Annotated in this window: 25 protein-coding genes; 10 read left to right on the top strand and 15 right to left on the bottom strand. The window is 70.6% G+C overall.

The features are described 5' to 3' along the window. Positions 1–53: 53 nt before the first annotated feature. Complete coding sequence (locus tag V6U89_RS25390) at positions 54–293, top strand: hypothetical protein (RefSeq protein ID WP_334574279.1); 240 nt, start codon at positions 54–56, stop codon at positions 291–293. 163 nt (positions 294–456) lie between these two features. Here V6U89_RS25390 and V6U89_RS25385 read toward each other — a convergent pair whose 3' ends face one another. Further along, the gene (locus tag V6U89_RS25385; RefSeq protein ID WP_334574276.1) at positions 457–1,659 is read right to left on the bottom strand and encodes an erythromycin esterase family protein; all 1,203 of its coding nucleotides are present in this window, start codon (positions 1,657–1,659) and stop codon (positions 457–459) included. On the opposite strand from V6U89_RS25385, the gene V6U89_RS25380 reads away from it, so the two are divergent. Next, entirely contained in the window at positions 1,658–2,440 is a 783-nt protein-coding gene (locus tag V6U89_RS25380) for a TioE family transcriptional regulator (protein ID WP_334574274.1), read from the top strand. The two genes, V6U89_RS25385 and V6U89_RS25380, sit on opposite strands and share 2 nt — an antisense overlap. 112 nt (positions 2,441–2,552) lie before the next feature. On the opposite strand, the gene mhpA is transcribed toward V6U89_RS25380, so the two are convergent. From mhpA to V6U89_RS25355, 5 genes are read right to left on the bottom strand one after another with little or no spacing between them, the layout of a single operon-like run. Further along, on the bottom strand, positions 2,553–4,061 hold the full coding sequence (gene mhpA / locus V6U89_RS25375; protein ID WP_334574271.1) for a bifunctional 3-(3-hydroxy-phenyl)propionate/3-hydroxycinnamic acid hydroxylase MhpA: 1,509 nt from the start codon (positions 4,059–4,061) through the stop codon (positions 2,553–2,555). Beyond that, a complete protein-coding gene (locus V6U89_RS25370; protein WP_334574269.1) occupies positions 4,058–4,414 on the bottom strand; it encodes a DoxX family protein in 357 nt (118 codons plus the stop codon). The genes mhpA and V6U89_RS25370 overlap by 4 nt, the downstream gene beginning before the upstream one ends. Beyond that, the gene (locus tag V6U89_RS25365; RefSeq protein WP_334574265.1) at positions 4,411–6,294 is read right to left on the bottom strand and encodes an acyl-CoA synthetase; all 1,884 of its coding nucleotides are present in this window, start codon (positions 6,292–6,294) and stop codon (positions 4,411–4,413) included. Before V6U89_RS25365 ends, V6U89_RS25370 begins: the two co-directional genes overlap by 4 nt. Next, positions 6,291–7,229, bottom strand: a complete 939-nt coding sequence (locus V6U89_RS25360; RefSeq protein WP_334574263.1) for a fumarylacetoacetate hydrolase family protein — start codon at positions 7,227–7,229, stop codon at positions 6,291–6,293. Before V6U89_RS25360 ends, V6U89_RS25365 begins: the two co-directional genes overlap by 4 nt. Then, positions 7,226–8,359, bottom strand: coding sequence for a VOC family protein (locus V6U89_RS25355; RefSeq protein ID WP_334574261.1), 1,134 nt, complete (start codon positions 8,357–8,359; stop codon positions 7,226–7,228). The genes V6U89_RS25360 and V6U89_RS25355 overlap by 4 nt, the downstream gene beginning before the upstream one ends. Before the next feature lie 143 nt (positions 8,360–8,502). Here V6U89_RS25355 and V6U89_RS25350 point away from each other — a divergent pair, with 143 nt between their 5' ends. Next, positions 8,503–9,150 carry a TetR/AcrR family transcriptional regulator gene (locus V6U89_RS25350; protein WP_334574259.1) on the top strand — a complete coding sequence of 216 codons (648 nt, stop codon included), beginning with the start codon at positions 8,503–8,505 and terminating at the stop codon, positions 9,148–9,150. A gap of 39 nt (positions 9,151–9,189) precedes the next feature. On the opposite strand, the gene V6U89_RS25345 is transcribed toward V6U89_RS25350, so the two are convergent. The 6 genes from V6U89_RS25345 to V6U89_RS25320 form a co-directional block, all read right to left on the bottom strand. Continuing rightward, a complete protein-coding gene (locus V6U89_RS25345; protein ID WP_334574257.1) occupies positions 9,190–10,353 on the bottom strand; it encodes an FUSC family protein in 1,164 nt (387 codons plus the stop codon). Positions 10,354–10,421: 68 nt separating this feature from the next. Then, positions 10,422–11,606: a low temperature requirement protein A gene (locus V6U89_RS25340; protein ID WP_334574255.1), complete on the bottom strand. Its 1,185-nt coding sequence runs from the start codon at positions 11,604–11,606 to the stop codon at positions 10,422–10,424. 54 nt (positions 11,607–11,660) lie between these two features. Beyond that, positions 11,661–12,461 carry a hypothetical protein gene (locus tag V6U89_RS25335; protein ID WP_334574253.1) on the bottom strand — a complete coding sequence of 267 codons (801 nt, stop codon included), beginning with the start codon at positions 12,459–12,461 and terminating at the stop codon, positions 11,661–11,663. Continuing rightward, entirely contained in the window at positions 12,452–12,784 is a 333-nt protein-coding gene (locus tag V6U89_RS25330) for a hypothetical protein (protein ID WP_334574251.1), read from the bottom strand. The genes V6U89_RS25335 and V6U89_RS25330 overlap by 10 nt, the downstream gene beginning before the upstream one ends. A gap of 230 nt (positions 12,785–13,014) precedes the next feature. After that, positions 13,015–14,241, bottom strand: a complete 1,227-nt coding sequence (locus V6U89_RS25325) for a low temperature requirement protein A (RefSeq protein ID WP_334574248.1) — start codon at positions 14,239–14,241, stop codon at positions 13,015–13,017. Then, positions 14,189–15,472 (bottom strand): AI-2E family transporter, encoded by a 1,284-nt coding sequence (locus V6U89_RS25320; RefSeq protein ID WP_334574246.1) that lies wholly within the window; start codon positions 15,470–15,472, stop codon positions 14,189–14,191. Before V6U89_RS25320 ends, V6U89_RS25325 begins: the two co-directional genes overlap by 53 nt. Before the next feature lie 138 nt (positions 15,473–15,610). Between V6U89_RS25320 and V6U89_RS25315 the strand changes: the two genes are divergently transcribed. After that, positions 15,611–17,497: a glycoside hydrolase family 15 protein gene (locus tag V6U89_RS25315; RefSeq protein ID WP_334574244.1), complete on the top strand. Its 1,887-nt coding sequence runs from the start codon at positions 15,611–15,613 to the stop codon at positions 17,495–17,497. Here the strand turns inward: V6U89_RS25315 and V6U89_RS30265 are convergent. Continuing rightward, a complete protein-coding gene (locus V6U89_RS30265) occupies positions 17,419–17,883 on the bottom strand; it encodes an STAS domain-containing protein (protein WP_442933984.1) in 465 nt (154 codons plus the stop codon). The two genes, V6U89_RS25315 and V6U89_RS30265, sit on opposite strands and share 79 nt — an antisense overlap. A 102-nt stretch (positions 17,884–17,985) precedes the next feature. After that, entirely contained in the window at positions 17,986–18,144 is a 159-nt protein-coding gene (locus V6U89_RS25305; RefSeq protein WP_334574240.1) for a hypothetical protein, read from the bottom strand. Positions 18,145–18,336: 192 nt separating this feature from the next. Here V6U89_RS25305 and V6U89_RS25300 point away from each other — a divergent pair, with 192 nt between their 5' ends. From V6U89_RS25300 to katG, 5 genes are all read left to right on the top strand, one after another. Next, positions 18,337–19,548 (top strand): low temperature requirement protein A, encoded by a 1,212-nt coding sequence (locus tag V6U89_RS25300; RefSeq protein WP_334574238.1) that lies wholly within the window; start codon positions 18,337–18,339, stop codon positions 19,546–19,548. 137 nt (positions 19,549–19,685) lie between these two features. Beyond that, the gene (locus tag V6U89_RS25295) at positions 19,686–20,075 is read left to right on the top strand and encodes a hypothetical protein (RefSeq protein WP_334574236.1); all 390 of its coding nucleotides are present in this window, start codon (positions 19,686–19,688) and stop codon (positions 20,073–20,075) included. Between the two features lie 31 nt (positions 20,076–20,106). Then, complete coding sequence (locus V6U89_RS25290) at positions 20,107–20,199, top strand: DUF6766 family protein (RefSeq protein WP_334574234.1); 93 nt, start codon at positions 20,107–20,109, stop codon at positions 20,197–20,199. 171 nt (positions 20,200–20,370) lie between these two features. Continuing rightward, positions 20,371–20,799, top strand: coding sequence for a Fur family transcriptional regulator (locus V6U89_RS25285; RefSeq protein WP_334574232.1), 429 nt, complete (start codon positions 20,371–20,373; stop codon positions 20,797–20,799). A 23-nt stretch (positions 20,800–20,822) separates the two neighbouring features. Beyond that, the gene (gene katG / locus V6U89_RS25280; protein WP_334574230.1) at positions 20,823–23,099 is read left to right on the top strand and encodes a catalase/peroxidase HPI; all 2,277 of its coding nucleotides are present in this window, start codon (positions 20,823–20,825) and stop codon (positions 23,097–23,099) included. A gap of 110 nt (positions 23,100–23,209) precedes the next feature. Here katG and V6U89_RS25275 read toward each other — a convergent pair whose 3' ends face one another. Then, on the bottom strand, positions 23,210–23,803 hold the full coding sequence (locus V6U89_RS25275) for an NADPH-dependent FMN reductase (RefSeq protein ID WP_334574228.1): 594 nt from the start codon (positions 23,801–23,803) through the stop codon (positions 23,210–23,212). A 114-nt stretch (positions 23,804–23,917) separates the two neighbouring features. Here V6U89_RS25275 and V6U89_RS25270 point away from each other — a divergent pair, with 114 nt between their 5' ends. Continuing rightward, positions 23,918–24,757: a helix-turn-helix domain-containing protein gene (locus V6U89_RS25270; RefSeq protein ID WP_334574226.1), complete on the top strand. Its 840-nt coding sequence runs from the start codon at positions 23,918–23,920 to the stop codon at positions 24,755–24,757. Positions 24,758–24,767: the final 10 nt, after the last annotated feature.

The raw sequence follows: 24,767 nt of genomic DNA, 5'->3' as shown, positions 1-24,767 counted from the left end.
ATTACCCGGAATGCGGGGCTCAACGTGGTCATCCGGGGCAGGGGCACACCTGCGTGGACGGTCCCGCCCCGGCAGCCGGGTTGCCGCTGCGCTGGCAAGCAGCCCTCGGGACGCTGCTGACGCTTGCCGTGTTGTTCGCGGGGCTCTCGCTGGTCCGGGCGGCGATCACCGCCGATCTGATCGTGTCGCCGGGCGGGTGGGCCGTCACCGTGCTGTCGATTGCGGTGCCGTTGGCTCTCTTCTTCGCCTTCGTGGTGTGGTCGAACCTGACGAAGCGTGTCATCGAGACCTAGGACGGGACGGTCGCGATCGTCCGGAACTGGGCGGTCTCCTGCGGAGGCCTCGTTCTCTTCCTGTCATACCTCCTGCCGACGAAGACGCCGACTGGAACGCCTCCCTCTGGGACCCTGACGTCCAGGAGGACATCGAGCGGAGGCGCCGCCGAGGCCGGGCCGACTAGGTCCGCCGGGCATCCTTGACGAAGACGATCCCGTCGGTGCTGGCCAGGTGGGCCGGATCAAGCGGGGAGTAACCGAACCAGGGGGACACCCGGGCAGCGGGCGTCACGTTGCCGAGGGCGCTGGCCAGTCGGCGGACGTCGACGATGTGACGCTCCTCCGGGAGCGCGTACAGCAACCCCTCGACGGTGTCCGGAGGCGGGGCGTCCACTCCCTGGTGGCGGATCGTGCCGAGGGCTGTGGCGAGGAAGGCGTATCCCTCGCCCAGGTGGGCGCTGACGATCGCGCCGGCGCTCCACCATTCCAGCCGCAAGCCGGCCATCCGCATCGTGCTTTTGTTTCGCTGCAGATGGCCGTTGTGGGCGTTCACCAGCGCCGGCCCTCGTTCGGCGAGGGCGAGCAGGTTGGCGGCCATCATCGAATCCCGCACGCCCAGCAGCCGCGCCAGTCGGCTCGGTGACGTGTCGGCCATCCAGAAGTGGTAGCGAAGCAGCCCGGTGGCGGTACGCCCGTACAGGCGTGCCCGGTGCCAGTCCTCCCGCGCGGACGCCGCGATCAGGTGTGGCGTCTGCGCGTCGAGCAGGGCCACCAGATCGTCGGCGAGCAGCCGCAGCTGGTCGGCGTCGGGCGTCCGCCCCACGGACTGGGACGGGTCCATCATCGCGGCGGGATTGGTCCACCGGTCGTCAGCGCCGAGCAGGCGGTCGAGCGTTTCCGCGGTGCAGGGGAGCAGATCGGCGTCGACCCAGGCGGCGAGGTAGGCGTGGAGCGCGGTGAGGGCCTGCCGGGGGCTCGCGGCGCCGGTGATCTCCAGCGGGCCGTCGAAACCGGCAAAGCGCAGCTGCTCTGACGCGGGCCGGCCGTCGTTGTACGCGCGCATCCAGCGCACCAGCTCGCGGTTGCCCCCGAAGGCGCCCCACCCGTGGCTGAAGCCGCGCTCCATGACCTCGTTGAGGATGCCGGTGCCCGCGGTGAGGTAGTCGTCCACGACCAGGCCCATCACGCTGTCGCTCTCGATGGCGATCGTCCGGTAGCCCTCCTGCTCGACGAGTTGCCGGAAGATCTCGTTCCGCACCTCGAGCAGAACGTCCTCGCCGTGGGTGGGCTCGCCCAGGGCGAGCAGCCGCGGCCGGGTCGGGAGCAGCCGCATGACGGTCGCGGCCTCGACGGCATGGACGGTGTCCTTGGTACCAGCAATCATGCCCTCAACGGTATCGTTGAACGTTCGATTTAAACTTCTCCGCGATATTGACAGGACAGTGGGGCGAAACCTTCAAGACGGTGGACGGCTCAGGCCGATCGACCTCGCGCGTGGGCACGGTCTGTCCACCCAGGCGATCAGGAACTACGAGGCGGCCGGCATCCTTCCGGGTGCCGAACGCACCCTGCACGGGTACCGCACCTACACGCCGCTGCACGCGCAGGCGCTGCGCGCGTTTCTCGCGCTCGTGCCCGGACACGGCCACCAGACGGCCACGTCGATCATGCAGGCGGTCAACCGGGACGCGACCGAGGACGCGCTCCGGCTCATCGACGAGAGCCACGCCCAGCTGCTCGACGACCGCCGCACTTTCCAAGCCGTCGAAACCGCGCTTCGCGACCTCGATCCGGTACCGCGGGAGCGTGGTGACACCTTCGTCGGACCGCTGTCGCGGCGGCTCGGCATCCGACCGGCCACCCTCCGCAAATGGGAACGCGCCGGCCTGGTCCAGCCCCGCCGCGACCCGCGGACGGGCTACCGGGTCTACAGCGCGGCCGACGTCCGCGACGCCCTGCTGGCCCACCAGCTCAGACGGGGTGGCTACCTGCTGGAGCAGATCGCCCCGCTGATCGCCCAGGTCCGCTCCGCCGGAGGCGTCGCACCGCTGGAGTCGATGCTGCGCGACTGGCGCGCCCGCCTCTCGGCCAGGAGCCGCGCCATGCTCGCCGGCGCCGCCGCATTGGACGCCTACCTCGACCGCCGCCCTGCTCCGCCCGGATGACGAGAAGCCTGCTGGCCGCGAAGCTCCGGGGCACTGATCGTGACGGACTGCCCTCCGAGCAGTGCGGGATCGCTCACGGCGACTCTGACAGCAACAGCGACAGAGGCCTCGCTCACCCGCCACCCGGGCGGACAGCGTCGATCGTCTGGGGAAGCAGCCGGCGGCCGGCATGGAGAACGACTCCGTCGGGGCGGACGACGGCTGCGCGAGCACTGCCTGCCCGCAACCAGCGGTGCAGTTCGCTGCCCGAGTGGGCGACGATCAGCACCGCCCCGCGCCGTTCGATGTCGGCGCGCTGTGCGGCGGACGGCTCGATGGACGTCACGATCGCGAACCGGCCGGCGGCCAGGTCGTCGAAACGTCGTTGGCCGTCGATGATCGCGTTCGGGCAGAGCCTGCCTGCGAGGCCGCGGCGAAGCCGCGGCCGCAGCACGAGGTCGGAGCGGTGCAGCGGGGGTGTCCGGCTGTCCGTGGCCAGGCCCGTGAGGGCGGGTACGAGGTGTAGCCGCGGCGCCACGGCGCGACGGATGACGTTGCCGACCTCGCCGCCGGCCGTCATTGCCGTACCGATGAACTTCGCCAGCTTGATCATGGCCCGGGCGTGGTGCTTGCGTTCGATCTCGTACGTGTCGAGCACGGTCTCCGCCAGCGCCCCGTCGAGCACGGCGGCGAGTTTCCAGGCCAGGTTCATCGCGTCGCGCAGCCCGGCGCACATGCCCTGGCCGATGAACGGTGGGGTGAGGTGGGCGGCGTCGCCCAGCAGGAACACCCGCCGGTCGCGCCATCGGTCGGCGACCTGCGCGCGGAAGGTGTACTCCGCGACGCGGATGATCTCCAGTTCCGCGACGGGGATGTCCCCGGTCCACCGCGAGATCAACGGATGCAGCCGGGCCATGTCGCGGTAGTCGTCGGCGGTCTCACTGGGCGTCAGCTGGAACTCCCAGCGGTAGCGGTTCTTCCCGACCCGCATGTAGGTGCCGGCGCGGGCCGGGTCGGCGAGCTGGTGCACGCCCTCCCACTGGCCGAGGTCGGCCTCCGTCACCACGTCGATGACGAGCCAGCGTTGCGTGAAGCCCAGGCCCTGCATGGCGGCGCCGATCGAGGCCCTGGACAGGCTGTTGGCGCCGTCGCACCCCAGGACGTACGCCGCCCGGACGGACTCCTGCTCTCCGGTGGCGGTGTCGGTGACATCGACCCGCACCCCGCTGGCGTCCTGGGTCAGCCCGGTGACCTCGGCGTTGCCGCGGAACGTGACGCTGCCGTGCCGCTTGAGATTTCGGCGGAGGATCGTCTCCAGTTCCGGTTGGTCGAACATGCTCCCCTGGGGGTAGCCGTGCCGGCCGGGCCCCGTGTCCCGCCGGAACTCGGCCAGCACCCGCATGTCCCGGTCGAGGAGGCGCAGCCCCCGGTGCGGGCGGGAGATCGCGGCGAACTCGTCCCGGAGCCCGAGCCGCGCCAGGATGCGGTGGACCTCGTCGTCGAGGGCGACGGCGCGGGGCTGGGGATAGATCGACTCCCAGCGCTCGAGGACCAGGCACTCGACGCCGTACTGGGCGAGCAGCGTCGCGGCGGTGAGCCCGGTGGGGCCCGCGCCGACGATCACCACGGGGACCGTCCTCATCCGGCCGCAACGAGGTGGAGGGCGAGGTAGCCGGCGACGAGGAGTCCGCAGACGACGGCCGGGGCGTACTTCTGGGGGCCGTCTCCCTTGCGCAGGTGGACGATGAGGGCTCCAGCGAGCAGGAGCAGCAGCCCGGCGCCGGCGAGGGCGCCGATCAGCGGCTCGGTCAGGCCGATGAGCAGCCCGACCGCCCCGGCGACTTCGAGCACGCCCAGACGGCGATAGGCGGCGACGGAGAAACCGGCCTCGGTGGCCAGCTCACGCATGCGGGGCAGGGCGAGGATCTTGGCCGTGCCGAGGGTGAGGAAGATCAGGGCGAGCAGCACCGCGAGGATGGCAGCAGCGAGCGTCATGACATAACAACCAATCGCCATTCGATGGCATAGCGGCCCAGGACGGCCTTGATGGCAGCCTGGTCGGCGGATGGAGAAACGGTGACGGTAGCCACGATGGAGCTACCTTCGGTCGTGGTCCCGATCTGGTGGACCTCGGGAACCTTGTCGAGTGCGGCGCGGATTTCCCGACGGATGGCGTCCGTGCGCAGTGCGGGCTTGTAGAGCTTGCCCACGGCGGTGACGGGCAGTTCGTCGAGGATCGTGACGGTCTTGGGCGCGGCGGTGCGGTCGGGCACCTGTTCGCTCGCCCAGTGGCGCAGGTCGTTCTCGGTCACCGTGGCGCCGGGCGCGAGGGTGACGTAGGCGACGGGTACCTCGCCGGCGTGGATGTCGGGGCGCCCGACCGCGCTGGCCTCGGTGACCTGCGGGTGGGCCAGCAGGGCGTCCTCGATGACGGCGGGGTCGATGTTGTGCCCGCCGCGGATGATGAGGTCCTTGGCCCGGCCGACGAGCCAGACGAAGCCCTCCTCGTCGATGCGGGCGAGGTCGCCGGTGTCCAGCCAGCCGTCGACGAGCTTGCCGAGGCCGTCCAGGACGGGGCCGTTCTCGTCGCGGTCGGTGACGTAGCCGGGGAAGACGGTCGGGCCGCTGATCGCCAGCACGCCCGTTCCACCCGGGCGTACGTCCTCCCACGTGCCGTCCGTGCTGACCACCCGCATCCGCTGGTAGGGCAGGCGCTGCCCGACCGAGCCCGGCCGCGACACGTCGGGAAAGCTCCGCGCACTGGCGCAGGTGGCTTCGGTCAGCCCGTAGCCCTCGATCAGGGCTGTCCCGGTGTGGGTGTGGAAGGTGTCCCGGACCGCGGCGGGCAGCGGTGCGGCGCCCACCATCGGGATCCGCAGGCTACTGATGTCGGCGTCGACCGGGCACTGCGCCAGCGTGGCGTACACGGTGGGCACCGCGCTCATGGCGGCGATCCGGTAGTGCTCGACGATCTTCCAGAACGCGCCGTACAGCGCGGGGTCGCGGTAGCCGAGTGGACCGGCCCACACCACCGTCTGCCCCTTGAACAGGGGCGCCAGCAGCGTGACGACGAGCGCGTTGACATGGAACAGCGGAAGCGCCGCGAAGACCACGGTCCGTTCGTCGAACAGGTTGCTGGCGGACAGCATCCACGCGTCGGCGACCTCGTTGGCGTGCGTGTGCGCGGCCAGTTTCGGGGCGCCGGTGGTGCCGCCGGTGTGGAACATCGCGGCCAGGTCGCCCGCGCCGGGCGGCTCACCGTGGAAGGCGGACGGTTCCCTCGCGGCGGCGAGCTCGCCGAGGTGGCCGATGCGGACGCCGTCGATGACGGGCAGCGGCCCGGCGGTGCCCGCCGCCCCGGTGGGACGGAGCACGAGGATCGCGTCGAGCAGGCCGTTGCGGGCGAGCGCCTGCGCGGTGTCCCACGCCTCCGGCGCGAAATCGGGTCCGGCCGTGACCAGCACGCGCGCGCCGGAGCGGCGGAGTAGCTCGGTGAGGTGCGGCCGCGACAGCCCACTGCCCAGGGGGGCCGCGATCCCGGCGAGCTGCGCCGCCAGGGTGGCGGTGATCAGCTCGGCGCAGTTGGGCGACATCAGGGCGACCGCGTCACCCCGCCGCACGCCCAGGTCGTGCAGCAGGTTCGCCACCCGGTGGACGTCGGCCAGGAGCTCGGCGAAGGTCCGACGCAGCGGCTCCCGCCAGCGGGCGGCGTCGGGCAGGACGGTGAGCGCGGTGCGGTCCGGCCAGCGCGTGGCCGCTCGGGCGAGCAGCCCGTACGTCGATTCGGGCAGGCCCCGCACCGCAAGCGGCAGGGCCTCGATCGCGGCCAGGTCGGTGGGCGTGGCGTAGTCCGGCCACAGCAGGGGCCCGGTCATCCGGCGTACCTCACGACCGTACGCTGCCGGCCCAGGTCGATCGCGCCGTCGTCGGTGGCGATGGTGGCCTCGACGACGTCGCCGCCCTTGAGGTACCTGGGGTTCTGAAGCTGGCCCTTGAAGAACATCTTCCACTTCACCGCGGGCGGCAGCAGCGAGACGAGGAACATGACCGGCTTCGGCGGCGCGCTCAGGGCCGTCCCGACGGGCGTCCCGGTCAGCAGCAGGTCACCCGGGTCGATCCGCTGGAAGTGGGTCAGCGTCTGCAGCGCCTGGACCGGCGTGTAGATCATGTCGGTGGCGAGCATGTTCTGCCGGAGTTCGCCGTTGACCCACAGCTTGAGCCGCAGGTCGGTGAACCGCTTGAGTTCGTCGGCGTCGAGCAGCACCAGCGCGGGGCCGACCGGGGTGAACGTCGGGTAGGACTTGGCCTCGTAGAACTGGGTCTTGGGGAGCTGGACGTCACGGGCGGAAACGTCGTTGGTGACCACCAGGCCCGCGACGTACTCGGCGAGGTTGTCTGCGGTGATGGTGGTGCCGACGGGCATTTCGCGGCCGAAGACGAGCCCGATCTCGACCTCGTAGTCCAGCAATCTCACGTGGCCGGGGCGGATGACGTCGGCGAACGGGCCGCTGATCGAGCCCGAGGTCTTTCGGAAGAACGTCAGGGGGACGGTCTCGGGATTGCCGTTGGTGTCCTTGACGTGGGAGGCGAAGTTCGTCATCTGGGCGACGACGCGGCAGGGCGCCGTCACCGGGGAGACCAACGCAAGGTCGTCCACCGGAACGGTGTCGCCGCTCGTCGCGGCCGCGAGGATCGCCGGCCGGTCGGCCAGCAGCTCGCCGGTGGTGGTGGCGGTGGTGTGCACCTTGGCGGCGCCGGTGGGGGTGAGCACCCACCAGGCGTCGGCGGTGCGCAGGACAGAGGTGCTCAAGAGGTGAACGCTTTCATCAGGCCGCGCAGGCGGTGGAGGTCGAATTCGTTGTCCTCGCGCAGCGCGCCGATGACCGCGCGTAGCTCGCGAAGCGATTCCCGGCCGGGTCGCATGCCGAGAAAGTCCTTGGTGGCCGGCGGACCCCACTGGGCGAGGCCGGAGGCGGTCATCGGGGCCCAGCCGGGCTCGAGCGTGCAGTCGAACAGGTCACCGTCGGTGAAGTGCTCGACCAGGAAGTCGTCCGGGTCGCGCCAGTAGTCGAAGATCTGGCTGCCCTGGATGTGCCGGCCGATTCCCCAGGACCGCTGGTAGCCCCGGTCGAGCAGGTACTCCCCACCGGCGGCCAGGGAGTCGAGGTCGGGAACCTGGTAGGCCGAGTGCACGTAGCGGTTGGCCGGGCCGAGGGTCATCGCGAGCGTGTGATGGTCGGTGGGCGTGCTGCCGCGGTCGCAGCGGATGAAGCTCATCACCGGGCCACGCTCGCGCTGCCCCTGGTGGTAGAGGAAGTCGCTGACGATCAGGCCCAGGTGCTCCAGATACCAGTTGAGCGTCTCCAGGTACCGGGTCGCCTGCAGCACGACGTGACCGAGCCGCTGCACCTTGGCCGGCTCCCGTGGCGGCCGCTGGGCGGCGTTCGTCCGCGCCACCTCGTGCCCGACGTTGAACGTCAGGGCCACCTGGGTGGGCAGCGCGGGAAGTTCGTGCGTGTCCGTCACCACGCGGACCCGCGCCCCGCTCGGGTCGACCAGATCCACCGTCACCCCGCCCAGGCTCTCGGGCAGCGGGGCGATCGTCGTGCCGGTGGCGTCCGCGAGCCGCAGCAGGTCCGCCGGCTCGGCAGCCCGGAAGGCGGGGCCGATGAACCGGGACCGGGGGCCCCGGCGGATGAGCACGCAGGGCGAACCCGGGTCCGTGCCCCGCAGGTGCAGCTCGTCGGGGGTACGCGACGACGTCGTGAAGCCGAAGGCTCGGGCGAACAGCTCGGCCCGCTCAAGATCGGGCTTCTCGAACTCCAACCAGGCCAGGTCGTGCACCTTGACGAGCGGGTTGCGCGCCCGTCCCGGGTGCTCGCCCGGCAGTGCGCCCTGCTCGCTGTGCAGACCCGTGTGCGGGTCGTGCCGATCGATCATGTCCCGCTCCTCCCAAGACGCTGACGAAATCGTCACTTACGAGTGTAGCGTCAGTCAAGCGTTGATGACGATTCCGTCATCTCTGAGGGTCGCCGGAGTTAAGGTAGGCGGCAGACCGACCTGGGAGAGGTGGACAAGTAGGCATGGCGCAACAGACCAGGCATGCCCCCAACCGCCTGGAGCGGCGGAAGGCGCACACCCGATCGGCGCTCGTTCGCGCGGCCCAGACGTTCATTGCGGCTGGCAAGCAGAACGTCCCGATCCTCGAGCTCACCCAGGCCGCGGACGTGGGGATGGGGTCGTTCTACAACCACTTCGACAGCAGGGAGCAGCTCTACCAGGCCGCGGTGGAGGACGCCCTCGAGCGCTACGGCGCCCTGCTCGACGAGCTGACAGTGGGCCTGGACGATCCGGCCCATGTCTTCGCGCAGAGCTTCCGGCTGACCGGACGTCTCCACCGCCGGAGTCCCGAGCTGAGCAAGGTGCTGCTCAGCAATGGCCTGGCCCTGGCTGGTTCCGACAAGGGACTCGCGCCGCGAGCCCGGCGCGACATCGAAGACGGCGTCCGTGCCGGGCGGTTCAGCGTGCGCGACCCCGAGTTGGCGATGGTGATCATCGCCGGGGCCGCGCTGGTTCTCGGGCAACTGCTGCACGACCAGCCCGAGCGCGACGACGCGGCAGCAACCGACCGGGTCACCGAGGACCTGCTGCGCACGCTCGGTCTTCCGCCCGACGACGCGCACGAGATCTGCCGGCGGCCGTTACCCGCGCTCGACGGTGTCCGCCCGTAGGACCGATGTCCATCCGCGCGAGCGGGCCGCCGGCCCGTTCTAGGCGGTGGCCGCCTCGCGCACCATCCGGTTGGCCGTCTCCGGCTCGTACCCGGTCGCGCGGAGGAGGTCACTCGCCATGGTGCGCAGCTGGATCACGATGGCGTCCGAGAAGGGCTTGACGCCCTTGTGGTACGCCTGGCCGGCCAGGCACGCCCCGTCCAACACCGCGGTGCGGGTCTGGTCGAACGGCCCACCCGCCCGTGCCTCGCGCTTCAGCAACTGGATCGCCTCGGCGAACCTGTCCACGGCGCCGGGGAGTTCGGCCGGCACCGGCTCGTCGTACTGGAGCGTGGTCGCGGCCCAGCGGGCCAGCGCCCGGCCCCCGAGGACCACCCGATCGATGTGCTCGATGCCGCGCCGGTAGTGCTCGACATCGACCCGGCGTCGCCAGCGGGCCGGCGCAATGGTCGTCACCTCCTCGGCGCCACCCAGCGCCTCGCGCATCCGGGCGAGATCGGGTTCCATCCCGCTCAGCTGATCCAGCGCCCGTGTCGCGCGGTCCGGGTCACGCCGGGCGAGTGCGTGGGCAACCTCTCGGAGCTGCGTGTGGAGGGTCGCGGCGACCGGAGCGGTGGCGCGGTCGAGAATGCGCATCGGGTTGATCGGTAGCAGCAACGCCACCACCGCCAGGCCGATGGCGCCGCCCACTCCCGCGTCGACGATCCGCGCCCATTCGAGGCCCTGCTCCGCGTGGGAGAGCGTGGCGATCAGTACAGCGGTACTGCCCGCCTGAGCGACCAGCGCACCGCTGCGCCCCGTCATCAACAGGGCGACGGCGATGGCCAGCATCACCACCAGGCCGATCTGCCAGGGCCCGAAGCCGAGAGAACGCATGAGAAAATCACTGACAAGCAGGCCCAGCCCCACGCCGAGCATCAGCTCGGCGGTACGTAGGGCGCGCTGCCCGAGGGCGGCGACGATCGTGCCGACCGCCGCGGAGGGCGCGAAGATCGGGGAGGGGCGACCCAGGACGTCGTGCGCCAGCCCCCAGGACAACGTCGCGGCAAGCCCACATTGCGCTGCGACGAACAGGATGATCGTGAACAGCCGCAGCCTCAGCCGGCCTGCCTCACCACCGCGACGCCGGGCCTCCGCCGTCAAGTCCTTGGCGCGCCCGGCAGCGGCGTGGGGGCGAAACCCGACGCGCCGGTCACCAGCCATGGCGCGGGTTACCCACCCCGCTGCTCACCAACCTCCGACCCTCCCTGCCGCTGCCCGCCGCCGATCGTCTAACGGGGTGGTGACGGCGGCTCGGCGGGCAGTCTTCGAGTACGGGCCGCGTCGGCCACGGCGACGCCGGCCAGGACGAGTGCGGCGGCGGTGGCTACCGCGAGCGGCGGCATCGGCCTCATCGCCGGGGTGAGGGCGACGAGGGCGAGCGCGCCGATCACGCGGGGGAGGGACACTCGCCGGAACACCGCGTACTCGAAGATGGCCCGTCCGGCGAGGAAGAGGGCGGGTCCGCCGAGGATGACGGATATCCAGGCCGGGTCGGTCTGGCCGAGCGGATGCTGGATGACCAGTTCGTCGCCGACGGCGATGGCGACGATGCCGGCGATCATGATCACGTGGGAGTACATCGTCAGGACGGCGACGCGGCGCGGGTCGGGGGCCGCGGTCATGGCGTCGGCCAGCAGCGCTCCGGCGCGGTGGATGTAGATGCGCCACAGCAGCGCCGTGGTGGCGAACGCCACCAGGGTCGCGGCGCCGCGGTCGGCCGTGAACTCGCCGGTTCCGTACGTCAGTCCGGTGACCAGGATCGGCTCGCCGAGCGCGATGATGAAGAACTGCTGGTACCGCTCGGCCGTGTGCTCCTCGGAGACCACGACCTCCTGTCGACGCTTGCCCTGGCGGCCCAGCCGCGGCGTGGGGAGGCCGAGGGCGAGCGCCACGTACTCCCCGACCGTCGCCGTCATCCACAGCGCCGCACGTGCCGGAACGGGCAGGAGCGCACCCGCGATCCAGGGCACCGTGGACATGCCGACCCAGAACAGTATCCGCACCGCGCTGGCCTGCGCCTCATGGCCATGCAGCAGGAAGACGGCGATAGCGAGACCGACAAGCCGGATTGTCAGGTACACACCGGCGAAGACCAGGCCGTTGCGGCCGAACGCCTCAGGCGTCGCGGCCGCCAGCACGAGGGCGCCGAAGATGATCGGCATCATCAGCAGTTGGACCAGCGGATGTCGGGGATCGAATGCGTCCAGGAACCTCGTCGTCGCGGACCAGAGGTGCATCACGGCGAACAACAGCACCAGTGTCTGGACCGCGCCAGCCCAGCTCAGCTGCTCGAGCAGGTGCAGCGAGAGCTGAAAGAACACGAGGACGAACGCCAGGTCGAAGAACAGTTCCAGGAACGCCGGCCGCGCCTGTTCGGGTCTTCGCAGCAGTACGCCCGCTCTACCGGTCGTCATCGTCGCCCGCTTCTTCCCCTTCTTCCCGTCCTGGTCACGAGGGCCCCAGGCGGCCTAGCGGTTGACGGCCTCGCGCACCATCCGGTTGGCCGTCTCCGGCTCGTAGCCGGTTGCCCGGAGCAGGTCACTCGCCGCCGTGCGGAGCTGGATCACCATGGCGTTTCCGTAGGGCTTCAAGCCTCTTCGACATGCCTCGCCGACCAGCTGCGCGGTGTCCAGTCCCCCGTGGCGGGTCTGCTCCAAGGGCCCCACCTTCCGTGCCTCCCGCTGCAGCATCCCGATCGTCTCCGCGAGCTGCTGCAGCGCGGCGATGAGTTCCTCCGGCACCGGCTCGCCGTACTGCAGCGAGGTCGCCGCCCAGCGGGCCATACCCCGGCACTCGAGCGCCAACCGATCCATGTACTGGATGCCGCGCTGGTAGCGCTCGACATCGCGGCGCCGCCGCCACCGGACCGGCGAGATCATCGTCACCTCCTCGGCGCCTCCCAGGGCCTCGTGCAGGCGGGTGAGGTCGTCGTCCATGCCGCGAAGCCGGTCGAGTGCTTGCACCGCGCGGTCCGCGTCCCGCTGCCTGAGCGCGTGCGCGACCTCCCGAAGCTGCGAGGTGAGCGTCTCGGTCAGCGGTGCGGCGGCGCGCCGAAGAGTGCGCATCGGGTCGATGGGCACCAGCAACGCGACCACCACCAGCCCGACGAGGGCCCCCGACCCGGCTTCGATGAGCCGCGCCCACTCCAGACCCTGCTGGACCGGGGACAGCGTGGAGAGAAGGACGGCGGTACCGCCGGCTTGGGCGACAAGCGCCCCGCTGTGTCCGGTCATCAGCAGGGCGACGGCGATGGCCAGCGCTACCACCACGCCGATCTGCCAGGCTCCGAACCCACGTAACGCAGGAGAAGGTCGCTGACGAGCAGCCCCAGCCCGACGCCGAGCATCAGTTCGGCGGTACGTCGGGCGCGCTGTCCGAGGGCGGCGACGATCGTGCCGACGGCCGCGCTGGGTGCGAAGACCGGCGCGGGATGCCCCGCCACCTCGTGCGCGAGCCCCCAGGCCAGGGTGGCGGCGAGCCCGCACTGGGCCGCGATGACCAGGATGATCTCGACCTGACGCAGCCGCAGCTTTCCGGCCCTACCACCGCGGCGGGCAGCCTGCGTCGCCAGTTCTCTGGCCTGCTCGGCCACCTCCTCCGGGCGAGGCTGGGGGCTCCGGTCGGCGGCCATGGCGGGGGTTACCCCGCCCGGCCCTCATAAACCTGCGACCCGTTCTCCCGGTCGAGGCGATTCGGTGGCATTCCCCTGCGCGGCCACGCGCCGGCGACGCAGGGGAGCTTGTTGTCGGCGGCGGTCTCCTGGTCGTTCACGGTGTTGGGCCGAGCCGGTGCGGCAGCACCAGGGCCAGTTGACCGCACGTTTCAACCCGGTGGTGACGGTCGCTCGGATGGGAGTCTTCGAGTACGGGCCGCGTCGGCCACGGCGACGCCGGCCAGGACGAGCGCGGCGGCGGTGGCTGCCGCGAGCGGCGGCGTGTCCCTCATCGCCGGGGTGAGGGCGACGAGGGCGAGCGTGCCGATCACGCGGGAGAGAGACACGCGCGCGAACACCGCGTATTCCAAGGCGGCCCGCCCGGCGAGGAACAGGGCGGGTCCACCGAGGATGACGGGGATCCAGGCCGGATCCGGGTGACCGAGCGGGTGGGTGATGACGAGTTCGTCGCCGACGGCGACAACCACCATGCCGGCGACCATGACCACGTGGGAGTAGACCGTCAGGACGGTGACCCGGCGCGGGTCGAGGGCCGCGGTCATGGCGTCGGCCAGCAGCGCTCCGGCGCGGTGGATGTAGATGCGCCACAGCAGCGCCGTGGTGGCGAACGCCACCAGGGTCGCGGCGCCGCGGTCGGCCGTGAACTCGCCGGTTCCGTACGTCAGTCCGGTGACCAGGATCGGCTCGCCGAGCGCGATGATGAAGAACTGCTGGTACCGCTCGGCCACGTGCTTCTCGGCGACCACGATGTCGGCTCGACGACGGGCACCGGCGCGGCCGAGCCCCGGCGTGCGGAAGCCGAGGGCGATCCCCACGTACTCCACGGCCCCCGCCGTCGCCCACAGCGCTCCACGCGCCCAGCCGTCGATGAACGCCCCCGCGATCCAGACCAACGCAGCCATGCCGACCCAGAACAGGAGCCGTAGGGCGTTGCGCTGCGCCTCGTGGCCGCGCAACGCGAGCACTCCGACAGCGAGGACACCAACCCGCACGGTGACGTACGCACCTGCGAACACCAGGGCCTTGCGGCCGAACGCCGCAGGCGCCGCGGCCGCCATCACGAGGACGCCGAACATCATCGACAGCACCAGCAGCTGGATCAGCGGATGCCGCGGGTCGAACAGGTCGGTGAACCTTGCCGCATAGGCCCAGACATGCAGCACGGGGAGCAGCAACACCAGTGCCTGGAACGCGCCGGTCCAACTCAGCTGCTCCAGCAGCTCCTGCGAGAGCCGGAAGAACGCGAGGACGAACACCAGGTCGAAGAACAGTTCCAGGAATGCCGACCGCCCCTGCTCGGGTCTTCGCAGCAGTTGCCCCACCCTACCGGTCGTCATCGGTCGCCCGTTTCTGCCGTTTCTGCCCAACGCCGTCACCTGGACCGAGCGCGCGCCTGAGCCGGTGGCACGCGCCGGTCAGCCCGGTCAGTCGCCGGCCGGTGGCCGGTCCCGGTGACCGGAGCGCCGGCTGCCGGCCGTCCCACCGTCCCCCGGGTGGGTGGTCGCCCGCCGGTTGGTCCGGGCCGCCGCCCCCCGCGCGGTCCGCCGGTCCGGCCGCCGCCGGCACGGAGCCGGCGCGCCGGTCGGCGGGGACGAACTCACGCAGCAGGACCCGCACGATGCCGGCGGCCGGGATGGCCAGCAGGGCGCCCAGGAGACCGCCCAGCTCCGCGGCGAGCAACACGCTGACCAGCACGGTCAGTGGGTTCAGCTGGACCGTGCGGGACATGATGACCGGTTGCAGCAGGTGATTCTCGACCTGCTGGTAGACCACGAAGAAGACCAGCACGACGACCCCGGCGGTGGGCGAGTGCAGGAATCCCGCGCCGCCCGCGACGATGGCGCCGAGGGTCGCCCCTACCAGCGGAATCAGGTCCGCGATGGCGACCAACAGCGCGATCACGGCGGCGAACGGCACGCCGGTGAGCGCGAGCACGACGAAGGTCGCCAGGCCACAGATCAGGCTGATCAGGAGGTTTCCGCTCAGGTAGCCGGTGATGGTGTGCGCCGACGCCCGGCCGATGCGGCACAGCCGCTCGGCCCGGGCGTCGCCGGCCAGGGCCAGAGTGCCCGCGGTGATTCGCGGCCCCTGCACCACCATCAGGTACGCCAGCACCACCACCGTCAGCACTCCGGCGACGCCCTGCGCCGCTCCGCGGACCAGCCCGACCGACGACCGGCCGAGCTGGCCGCCGAAGCGCTGGAACTGATCGGCGTGGGCCTCGACGTACTGCCGCACGTGGAACCGCTCCAGCAGCTCACCGATTGGCCCGCGGCCGGCCCGCGCCTCGCGCAACAGATCCGGCGCCCGGTCGGCAAACCGGGTCAGCTCGTTCAGCAGGGGCACCACGATCAGTACGCCGAGCGCGGCGAAAGCCACGAAGGCCGCCAGGAACACCAACAGCGTGGCCACTGCCCGACGCCGGACGATCCGTCGTTGCACCCGGTCCACCAGGGGATTCAGGGCCACCGCGAAGAACGCGGCCACCATCACCCAGATCAACACCCGCCGGGTTTCCCACACCAACGCCAGCCCGGCCAGGGTGGCGAGGACCAGACCGATCACGATCAGCGCCTGGCGGGCTGTGGACCGGCCGGCGTTGCTCATCCGGCGCGGCTACCCTCCGCGAAACAAAGAAAACACCCGCCGTCCGACCTCGCGCTGGTCCTGACCAATGTGCGCCGCTGAACTCCGGCCAGCACCTACGGTGAGAGCAGTCGCAGGAGTCCTGGCAGGAGGCGGTGAGTGGAGTGGTATCCGATCGTCGAGTCACATGGCCTGATCGGGGACCTGCAGACAGCGGCGCTGATCGCGGACGACGGCACCCTTGACTGGTTCTGCGCGCCGCGGTTCGACTCGCCCAGCCTGTTCGCCGGACTGCTCGACCAGAAAAGGGGCGGGTACTTCCGTATCGCACCCGATGGCGCCGAGAACGTCAGAAAGGAGCAGTTGTACCTGCCGGGGACACCGATCCTGATCACTCGTTTCCTGACGTCCGACGGCGTGGGTGAGGTCATCGACTTCATGCCGGTCGCCGGCGATACGCCGACCGATCGACATCGCCTCGTCCGGCTGGTCCACGTGGTTCGGGGCACCATGCGGTTCCGGATGGAATGCCAGCCGCGCTTCAACTACGGGCGCGACCCGCACGAGCTCCAGATGTACGCCGACGGCGCCGTTTTCCGCAGCCCGACGCTCAGCATGACGGTGCATCGGGCCCGCCCCGCCGACCAGCCCCCGGACGAGATCGAGATCGAACGCGACGGCGACGGGGTGCGCGCCTTCGCCACCCTGCGCCAGGGTGCCATCGGCGGGGTCCTCGTCGAAACCGGCTCGGGTGAGCCACCCCGGCTCATCGGGCCTGAGGAAATACGGGCCATGTACGAGCAGACCCGGGACCACTGGCGGACCTGGCTCAGCGGCTCCTGCTATCGCGGACGGTGGCGGGAAGCGGTGGAGCGCTCCGCCCTGACGCTGAAACTGCTCACGTACGCGCCGACCGGCGCCCTGATCGCCGCTCCGACCGCGGGCCTGCCGGAGCAGATCGGCGGGACGCGGAACTGGGACTACCGCTACGCCTGGGTCCGCGACGCCTCAGCTTCGGTGTACGCCCTGCTTGGTCTCGGCTTCACCGAGGAAGCGCGCCGATACCTGCGGTGGCTCGACGATCGGATCTGCGAGGCGGCTGGCCGGGCGACGCCGCTGCACCATCTGTACCGCGTCGACGGCTCAACCGCCCTTGACGAGGAACTCCTCGATCACCTGGAGGGGTATCGAGGCTCCCGCCCGGTGCGAATCGGCAACGCCGCCGCCGACCAGCTCCAGCTCGACATCTACGGCGAAGCGCTGAGCGCCATCCACTTCGCCGACGCGTATGGACTGCGTAGCTCCTATCAGGCGTGGCTGAACACGGTGAAGCTCGTCGACTGGCTCTGCGAGAACTGGGACAGACCTGATGAGGGGATCTGGGAGACCCGGGGCGGCCGCCATGACTTCACCTTCGGCCGCGTCATGTCCTGGGTGGCTGTCGACCGGGCCATCCGCCTCGCTCAGCGGTACGGGGTGCCCGGCGAGATCGACCGCTGGAGCGTCGAGCGCGGCCGGATCTACCACCAGGTCATGAACCGGGGTTACCACCCCGCACGCCGGGCGTTCGTGCAGCACTACGACAGCGATGTCCTGGACGCGGCGCTGCTCATCATGCCGGGCGTGGGCTTCATCGCGCCCGACGATCCGATGTGGAAGTCGACGCTGCGGGCGATGGACGATGAGCTCGTCTCGGACAGCCTCGTCTACCGGTACAACCCCACCGCCTCGCCCGACGGCCTGCCCGGCAACGAAGGCACCTTCAACATGTGCACCTTCTGGTACGTCGAAGCCCTGGCCCGCTCGGGACGTCTGAACGACGCGCTGATCACCTTCGAGAAGATGCTCACCTACAGCACCCATCTCGGTCTCTTCGCCGAGGAGATCGGCCCGACCGGCGAGCAGCTCGGCAACTTCCCCCAGGCCTTCAGCCACCTCGCGCTGATCAACGCCGCGATGACCCTCGATCACCTCATGGACGCCGCACCGGGACCGTGTCGCGCTCCGCTCGAGACCCTGGTCGACGGAGACTCACCGCGTCCGTGAAGACTCGTCCCAGGTAGGTCGATCCGGGACGGCATGCTTTTCGGCGCGGCGGTCGGCTTGGGGTTCGCCGCCTTCGAGTCCGCCGGGTAGGCCTTCACCGCGGCGCAGGAGCCGCTGCTGCCCGTACTCGAGTGGGGTGGACCGGCCCTGACCTCCCGGCGACGGCCGTTGGTGCCGGTTGCCGCCAGCAGGTAGGTGACGCACGGGGCGCAGTCGCGCAGGATCAGGGTGACCTCGGCGTCGGCGGCGGCGCGCTGGGTTCGCAGTAGGGCGCTGATGCCGTGGGCGCTGAAGAAGGTCACCCGGGAGCGATCGAGGAAGAGCTGTGCGGGGCGCTGGGCGATCGCCTGCTCGGTCAGCTCGCTGATGAGGTGCGCGGTGCTCATGTCGACCTCGCGCCGGGGCTGCCTGGATCTGCTGGCGACCATCAATTGAGAACCGCGAGCAGCGTCGGCGCCGCTGATGGACGCCGGCACCGCCCGCGCTCGTTACCGCTTTGCCTCGTGCTTGGCCATCTGGGGCCGCTCGCCCTTGCCGACCCGGCGCAGCGCGTCGCGCAGCTGCTCCTCGGTCATCTTGGAATTGCCCTCGATGCCCGCGTCGTGGGCCTGCTGGCGAAGATCATGCAACTGTTCCCGGTTACCCATGTCGCCTCCCCGTGAGCGCGGTGGCACACGCGGTTCCACGTGCGCCTGTCGCTCGTCGCCTTCCCGGCGGCAGCCGGTGCAAACGGCCTGAGCCGCCGACACAGACAACCTGTCGCCCGGCACGCGGCGCCCCCGGGATGTACGAGGGGTAAGTCGGCACCCGGCAGGCATGGGGCGGGTGAGCATGGCGGTATGGGGTTTCGGACCGGCGGCGGACAGGACCTGTTGCAGCAGCGTGAGGACGTACGGCAGGCGAACTTCCTGGAGCTGTTCGTCGACCTGGTGCTGGTGTTCGCCCTGTCCGGCGTGGTCTCCCGGGTGGTGCGGGACATCACCGGCCCTGATCCCTCCGCTCGGTGGCGGTCGCTGGCGTACCTGCTGGTGCTGGCGTTGCCGTTGATCTGGCTGTGGATCACCACCGCGCACGTCACCAGCTGGTTCGACCCCCGCCGACCCAAGATCCAGTGGGTGGTGCTGGCCAGCGCCTTCGGGCTGCTGGTCATGGCCTCGTCGGTGCCGTACGCGTTCGTCGGCCGGGGCTGGGCGTTCGTACTGCCGTACGTGATCCTGCACCTCGCCCGACCGCTGGTCCTCCTGCCCGCTCTGCGGGGGCACGCGCTGAAGGACCTCTACCTCCGGTCGGTGCTGTGGTGCGCGGCCACGACGCCGATCTGGTTCGCCGGCGCCCTGTCCAGCGGGGTGACCCGCGCCGCCCTGTGGGGTGTCGCGGTGCTCGTGGACATCGTCGCCGCGCAACTGCGCTGGCCGGTGCCGCTGATGGATCGGCCACCGCTCAGCCCGTGGGCCCTCGACAACCGCCACCACCTGCCCGAGCGCTACCAGCAGTTCCTGCTGATCGCGCTCGGCGAGACCGTCCTCGCCGCCGGCATCACCTTCACCAACCAGCCGATCACCCCCGCGACGTCCGCGGCCCTGGTGGTGGCGTACCTGTCGACGGTGCTGCTGTGGCGCATCTACTTCTATCGCTCCGGGCAGATCCTCGCCGACGCCGTCGCCACCGCCCGGGACCGGCTCGCCGCCGGCCGAGCCACCGGCATCGCCCACGGTGTGATGGTGATCGGCATCGTCACCACCGCCGTCGGCCACGAGATCGTCCTCACGCACCCGGCCGGCCGCCCGGAACCCGTCTGGCTGGCGGTACTCCTCGGCGGGCCGGCGCTGTTCCTCTACGGCCGGATCCGCCTGGAACGGATCGTGTTCGACCGGCTGTCTCTGCGCCGGGTCGTCGCCATCGCCGCCCTGGCCGCCGCCGCCGTACCCCTCTGGTTCGGCTCGCCGCTGGCCGCCGCGGTCGTGGCCGCGCTCGTCCTGCTGGGCGTTGCCCTCGCCGACGCCCGCCACGCCGCCGACCGGCCGCCCGAGGCCCCTTCCCCGGCGTACTGACCGATTCGCGAGTCCGTCTCGCGCCGACCATCGGCGATCTGCTGCGTCCGTCCGGCCGCCGACTGCGGTGAGTCGGTGGCGGATTCGGATTGGAGCGCATCGAGCGGGGGATGTATCCCTCCGTGCGGGTGGTATGGGTGGCAGTGGGCGCAGCCCTGGCCGTACTGGCCCTGGCAGGCTGCGGCTCGGTGACCGACCGCGGTGACGCGGCGGCTGCCGTCACCGTGCGGATGGTGGACGCCGTCACCGCGAAGGACGGGGCCGCCGCCTGCGCCCTGCTGGCTCCGGACACCGCGGCCGAGCTTGAGCAGTCCGCCGGCAGGCCGTGCGCGGAGGCGATCCTGGAGGCGGACCTGCCCGGGCCGGGCTCGGTCTCGCACAGCAAGGTGTACGGCCAGTGGGCGCAGGTTCGGCTCAACGGCGACACGGTCTTCCTCGCCGTCTGCCCCGGTGGTTGGCGGGTGGTTGCCGCCGGGTGCACCGCTCGCGGCGAGGAGCCCTACGACTGCGTGCTGCAGGGAGGCTGAGTCGTGCGATTCCAATTCGGCCGTCACGTCGATGGTCGTCCTGTCGATCTACCTGCGGCAGCGGGGATCCTCCCAGTCCAAGCCGGTCGGGGCGGCGCATGCTGCCACCGGAGTGGAAGGCTGAGCGTCTCCACCGGGCGTGTGACGCCGTGAGGTGCTGGGCACCGCCGTCCCAGCGGGCCCGGCGCGGGTGAGCGGCCGAGGAGCGGGTCCGGCAGGTCTGCCGCCGAAAATGTGCGGGTTGGGACCGAAGCTAAACTGGATTTGTTCCAGAAGAGTGGGCTATGGTCAGCACGTGACGTCCGACTTCGAGACTCAGCTGCGGGCGGTCTCGTTGCGCGTGACCCGGCCCCGGTTGGCGGTGCTCGCAGCGCTGCGCGACCATCCCCACGTCGACACCGACACGGTGATCGCGCTGGTACGGGCGGATCAGCCCACGGTCTCCCACCAGGCGGTGTACGACGTGCTCCGGGCGCTCACCCACGCCGGCCTGGTGCGGCGCATCCAGCCTGCCGGTGCGACCGCCCGGTACGAGTCGCGGGTGGGGGACAACCACCACCATGTCGTGTGCCGCTCCTGCGGCGCGATCGCCGACGTCGACTGTGCTGTCGGCCATGCTCCCTGTCTCACCGCCTCGGATGACCACGGTTTCGTGGTCGACGAGGCGGAGGTTGTGTATTGGGGCACCTGCCCCGACTGTGCGACCGAACGCACCTCCCAGTGATCCGCCAGCTCGGAAGGAAGTAGATGAGCGACACCCAGGACCACACCCCCTCCAGCGCGCAGGGCGTGGACAAGAAGGAGGCGGCCGGCTGTCCGGTCGCGCACGACTCCGTGACCGCGCACGGCAGCGAGAGCGAGAACCCGGCGATCGACTCGCCGACCCCGAAGACCGGTGGTCGTCCGCGCACCAACCGGGACTGGTGGCCCAACCAGCTCGACCTCTCGGTGCTGCATGCCCATTCGTCCAAGGGCAACCCGCTGGGGGAGAGCTTCAGCTACGCCAAGGAGTTCGCCAAGCTCGACGTCGAGGCGCTCAAGCAGGACATCATCAAGGTCCTCACCACCTCGCAGGACTGGTGGCCGGCCGACTTCGGCCACTACGGCGGCCTGATGATCCGGATGAGCTGGCACGCCGCGGGCACCTACCGCATCCACGACGGTCGCGGCGGCGCCGGCGACGGTGGTCAGCGCTTCGCCCCGCTCAACAGCTGGCCGGACAACGCGAACCTGGACAAGGCCCGCCGGCTGCTGTGGCCGGTCAAGCAGAAGTACGGCCAGAAGATCTCGTGGGCCGACCTGCTCGTGCTCGCCGGCAACGTCTCCCTGGAGTCGATGGGCTTCAAGACCTTCGGCTTCGGCTTCGGCCGGGAGGACGTCTGGGAGCCAGAGGAGATCTTCTGGGGTCCGGAGGACACCTGGCTCGGCGACGAGCGCTACGTCGGCGAGGCGGAGATGGCGCCCGAGGTCGGCGCGACCGAGATGGGTCTCATCTACGTCAACCCGGAGGGGCCCAACGGCAACGCGGACCCGCGCGCGGCGGCCTACTTCATCCGGGAGACCTTCGGCCGGATGGCGATGAACGACGAGGAGACCGTCGCCCTCATCGCCGGCGGCCACACCTTCGGCAAGACCCACGGCGCCGCCGTCGCCGACGACCACGTCGGCCCGGAGCCCGAGGGCGCTCCGCTGGAGGCGCAGGGCCTGGGCTGGCTGAGCACCTACGGCACCGGTAAGGGCAACGACACGATCACCAGCGGTCTCGAGGTGACGTGGACCGACGTGCCGACGCAGTGGAGCAACCGGTTCTTCGAGATCCTCTTCGGCTACGAGTGGGAGCTCACCCGGAGCCCGGGCGGGGCGAAGCAGTGGGTCGCCAAGGACGCCGAGGCGATCATCCCGGACGCCCACGACCCGGCGAAGAAGCACAAGCCGACGATGCTCACGACCGACCTGGCGCTGCGCTTCGACCCGGCGTACGAGAAGATCTCGCGCCGCTTCCTGGAGAACCCGGACGAGTTCGCGCTGGCGTTCGCCAAGGCCTGGTACAAGCTGCTGCACCGCGACATGGGCCCGGTCAGCCGCTTCCTCGGGCCGTGGGTCCCGGAGCCCCAGCTGTGGCAGGACCCGGTGCCGGCCGTCGACCACGAGCTCGTCGGTGACGCCGACGTCGCCGCCCTCAAGGCGAAGGTCCTGGAGTCCGGCCTCACGACTGCTCAGCTGATCTCCACCGCGTGGGCGTCGGCCGCGAGCTACCGCTCCACCGACAAGCGCGGTGGCGCCAACGGGGCGCGGATCCGGCTCGAGCCGCAGCGGAGCTGGGAGGTCAACCAGCCGGAGCAGCTCGCGACGGTCCTGGCGACCCTGGAGGGCATCCAGCGGGAGTTCAACTCCGCCGGCAACGCGCAGATCTCGCTCGCGGACCTGATCGTGCTGGCCGGCTCGGCCGCGGTCGAGAAGGCGGCGCGCGACGCCGGTGTCGAGGTGACCGTGCCGTTCCGGCCGGGTCGCACCGACGCCACCCAGGAGCAGACCGACGTCGAGTCGTTCCGGGTCATGGAGCCGCGCGCCGACGGGTTCCGCAACTACCTGCGTCCCGGCGAGAAGACCCAGCCGGAGGTGCTGCTCGTCGACCGTGCGTACATGCTGAACCTGACCGCGCCGGAGATGACGGTCCTGCTCGGCGGTCTGCGCGCCCTCGGCAACAACGTCGGCGGTACGCGGCACGGTGTCCTCACCGACCGGCCCGGCGTGCTCACCAACGACTTCTTCGTCAACCTGCTCTCCCCGGGCACCCGGTGGAAGGCGTCGGAGTCCGAGGAGCACGTGTACGAGATCCGGGACCTGGCCACCGATGAGGTGAAGTGGACCGCCACCGCGGTGGACCTCATCTTCGGCTCCAACTCGCAGCTGCGGGCCCTCGCGGAGGTCTACGCCAGCCAGGACGCGCGCGACAAGTTCGTGGCCGACTTCGTCGCAGCCTGGACCAAGGTCATGGAGCTCGACCGGTTCGACCTCGCCTGACCCGGCTCCAGCCGACGAGCCCCGGTCGATCGCTGGTGGATCGACCGGGGCTCGCCCGGCACTGGATTCGGTGATCCGGGTAGGGCACCGCAGCTGGCCGGGTGATCCCTTCAGACCGGGTACGGGACCGAGTTGCGTGCCGCACCCAGGGCGGCGGCCCACCAGGCGAGCTGGTCCAGCAGGGTCTTGGCGTATCCGGGCGCCTGGGGATCCAGCGGTCGGCCGTCCTCCCACGTCGTGCGGTAGTTCGGGAACGCCAGACCATCGCGGATCGTCACGGCGTGCAGTTCGGTGAGCACGTTCTCCAGGTGGAGGACAGCGTGGCGGCCGCCGGCTGCGCCGCCGTAGCTGACGAAAGCGACGGGCTTGGCCGTCCACTGGGTGTAATGCCAGTCGATGGCGGCCTTCAGGGACGCGGGGTAGCTGTGGTTGTACTCCGGCGTGACCATGATGAATGCGTCCGCGTCCTTGAGGTGGGCCGTCAGGGACGCCATTCCGTCGGGGCGCGGGTACGAGTCACCGGCGAACTTCGGTGAGACTGCCGGCAACGACAGCGGGATCTCGGCGTCGGCGAGATCGACGACGTCGATGTCGAACGCGCCGTTCTCGCGCGCCTGGTCGGCGACCCAGGAGGCGACGACAGGCCCGAACCGGCCCTCTCGGACGCTTCCGATGATGATGACCAACTTGTGCTTCTCGCTCATGGGCGCCACGGTCCATCGTCCGGACACTGGCAACCAGACCGGGCGCAGGCTGGCCCTCGTGGGGCCACCCTGCGGGGTTCGATGCGCCGGGGGGACCGCGCTAGGCTCCTGACCATGAGCACGCCGCTGGGCGACTTCATCCGCGCCAAGCGCGACTCCATCCAGCCGGAATCGTTCGGACTGCCTGATCGTGGCCGCCGTCGGGCCCCTGGGCTACGACGCTCAGACCTCGCCACCCGTGCCAGGATCAGCGTCGAATACCTCACCCGTATCGAGCAGGGACGAGACCGCAACCCGTCCCCTGCGGTGATCCATGCTCTTGCGGACGCCTTGAGCCTCAATGCCGCCGAACGGAATCACCTGCGCCACCTCGCCAAGATCACCGGTGGAGGGTGCGCCGGGCGCGGGCGGCCGGTGCCGCCCAACCGCCAGGTCCGGCCCACCGTGTTGGAGACCCTCCGACTCCTTGAGCCCGGCATCGCATTCGTCACCAACCGCCTGGGAGACGTGCTCGCCTACACGCGTGGGTTCGAGCTGCTGATGCGTGGGATCGGGCTGCTCGAGAGCGGGACACCCAACCTGACGCGCTACGTGTTCACCAATCCGCACGCCCGGACTTTTTTCCCGGACTGGGACCAGGTGGCCGACGAACGAGCGTTCGAACTGTGGCTCGGGCCGTCCGCGGAGACCTCCGAATGGTTCAGGGCCGAGCTCGCCCCCCTGGCCGGAACGGAGTTCACCCGACGACTCCACCGCCACCTGCCCCCACCGCACGTCCCGCTTCGGGTCAACCACCCCATCGCGCACGAGCTTCGGTGGCAGCGAGAGAAGCTCGAGTTGCCGAGAACCGACGCACAGGAGCTGGTCGTCCTCCTGCCGGCTGACGACGCGACGGCGCGGGCCATGGAGCGGCTGCGTCGCCAACCCGACCGCATTCTTCGCGCGGTTGTCTAGCTCGACCCGC

It is taken from the genome of Micromonospora sp. CPCC 206171 (assembly GCF_036906755.1).
GTDB lineage: Bacteria > Actinomycetota > Actinomycetes > Mycobacteriales > Micromonosporaceae > Micromonospora > Micromonospora purpureochromogenes.
This window is presented reverse-complemented; position numbering and strand designations above follow the sequence as displayed.

Coding starts and splice junctions, on each gene's coding strand:
- V6U89_RS25300 (WP_334574238.1), top strand. CDS start 18,337: ATGGGGTTTCGGACCGGCGGCGGACAGGACCTGTTGCAGCAGCGTGAG.
- V6U89_RS25290 (WP_334574234.1), top strand. CDS start 20,107: ATGGTCGTCCTGTCGATCTACCTGCGGCAGCGGGGATCCTCCCAGTCC.
- V6U89_RS25305 (WP_334574240.1), bottom strand. CDS start 18,144: ATGGGTAACCGGGAACAGTTGCATGATCTTCGCCAGCAGGCCCACGAC.
- V6U89_RS25345 (WP_334574257.1), bottom strand. CDS start 10,353: ATGGCTGGTGACCGGCGCGTCGGGTTTCGCCCCCACGCCGCTGCCGGG.
- V6U89_RS25370 (WP_334574269.1), bottom strand. CDS start 4,414: ATGACGCTCGCTGCTGCCATCCTCGCGGTGCTGCTCGCCCTGATCTTC.
- V6U89_RS25385 (WP_334574276.1), bottom strand. CDS start 1,659: ATGATTGCTGGTACCAAGGACACCGTCCATGCCGTCGAGGCCGCGACC.
- V6U89_RS25365 (WP_334574265.1), bottom strand. CDS start 6,294: ATGACCGGGCCCCTGCTGTGGCCGGACTACGCCACGCCCACCGACCTG.
- V6U89_RS25340 (WP_334574255.1), bottom strand. CDS start 11,606: ATGACGACCGGTAGAGCGGGCGTACTGCTGCGAAGACCCGAACAGGCG.
- V6U89_RS25350 (WP_334574259.1), top strand. CDS start 8,503: ATGGCGCAACAGACCAGGCATGCCCCCAACCGCCTGGAGCGGCGGAAG.
- V6U89_RS30265 (WP_442933984.1), bottom strand. CDS start 17,883: ATGAGCACCGCGCACCTCATCAGCGAGCTGACCGAGCAGGCGATCGCC.
- V6U89_RS25355 (WP_334574261.1), bottom strand. CDS start 8,359: ATGATCGATCGGCACGACCCGCACACGGGTCTGCACAGCGAGCAGGGC.
- katG (WP_334574230.1), top strand. CDS start 20,823: ATGAGCGACACCCAGGACCACACCCCCTCCAGCGCGCAGGGCGTGGAC.
- V6U89_RS25270 (WP_334574226.1), top strand. CDS start 23,918: ATGAGCACGCCGCTGGGCGACTTCATCCGCGCCAAGCGCGACTCCATC.
- V6U89_RS25275 (WP_334574228.1), bottom strand. CDS start 23,803: ATGAGCGAGAAGCACAAGTTGGTCATCATCATCGGAAGCGTCCGAGAG.
- V6U89_RS25380 (WP_334574274.1), top strand. CDS start 1,658: ATGCCCTCAACGGTATCGTTGAACGTTCGATTTAAACTTCTCCGCGAT.
- mhpA (WP_334574271.1), bottom strand. CDS start 4,061: ATGAGGACGGTCCCCGTGGTGATCGTCGGCGCGGGCCCCACCGGGCTC.
- V6U89_RS25320 (WP_334574246.1), bottom strand. CDS start 15,472: ATGAGCAACGCCGGCCGGTCCACAGCCCGCCAGGCGCTGATCGTGATC.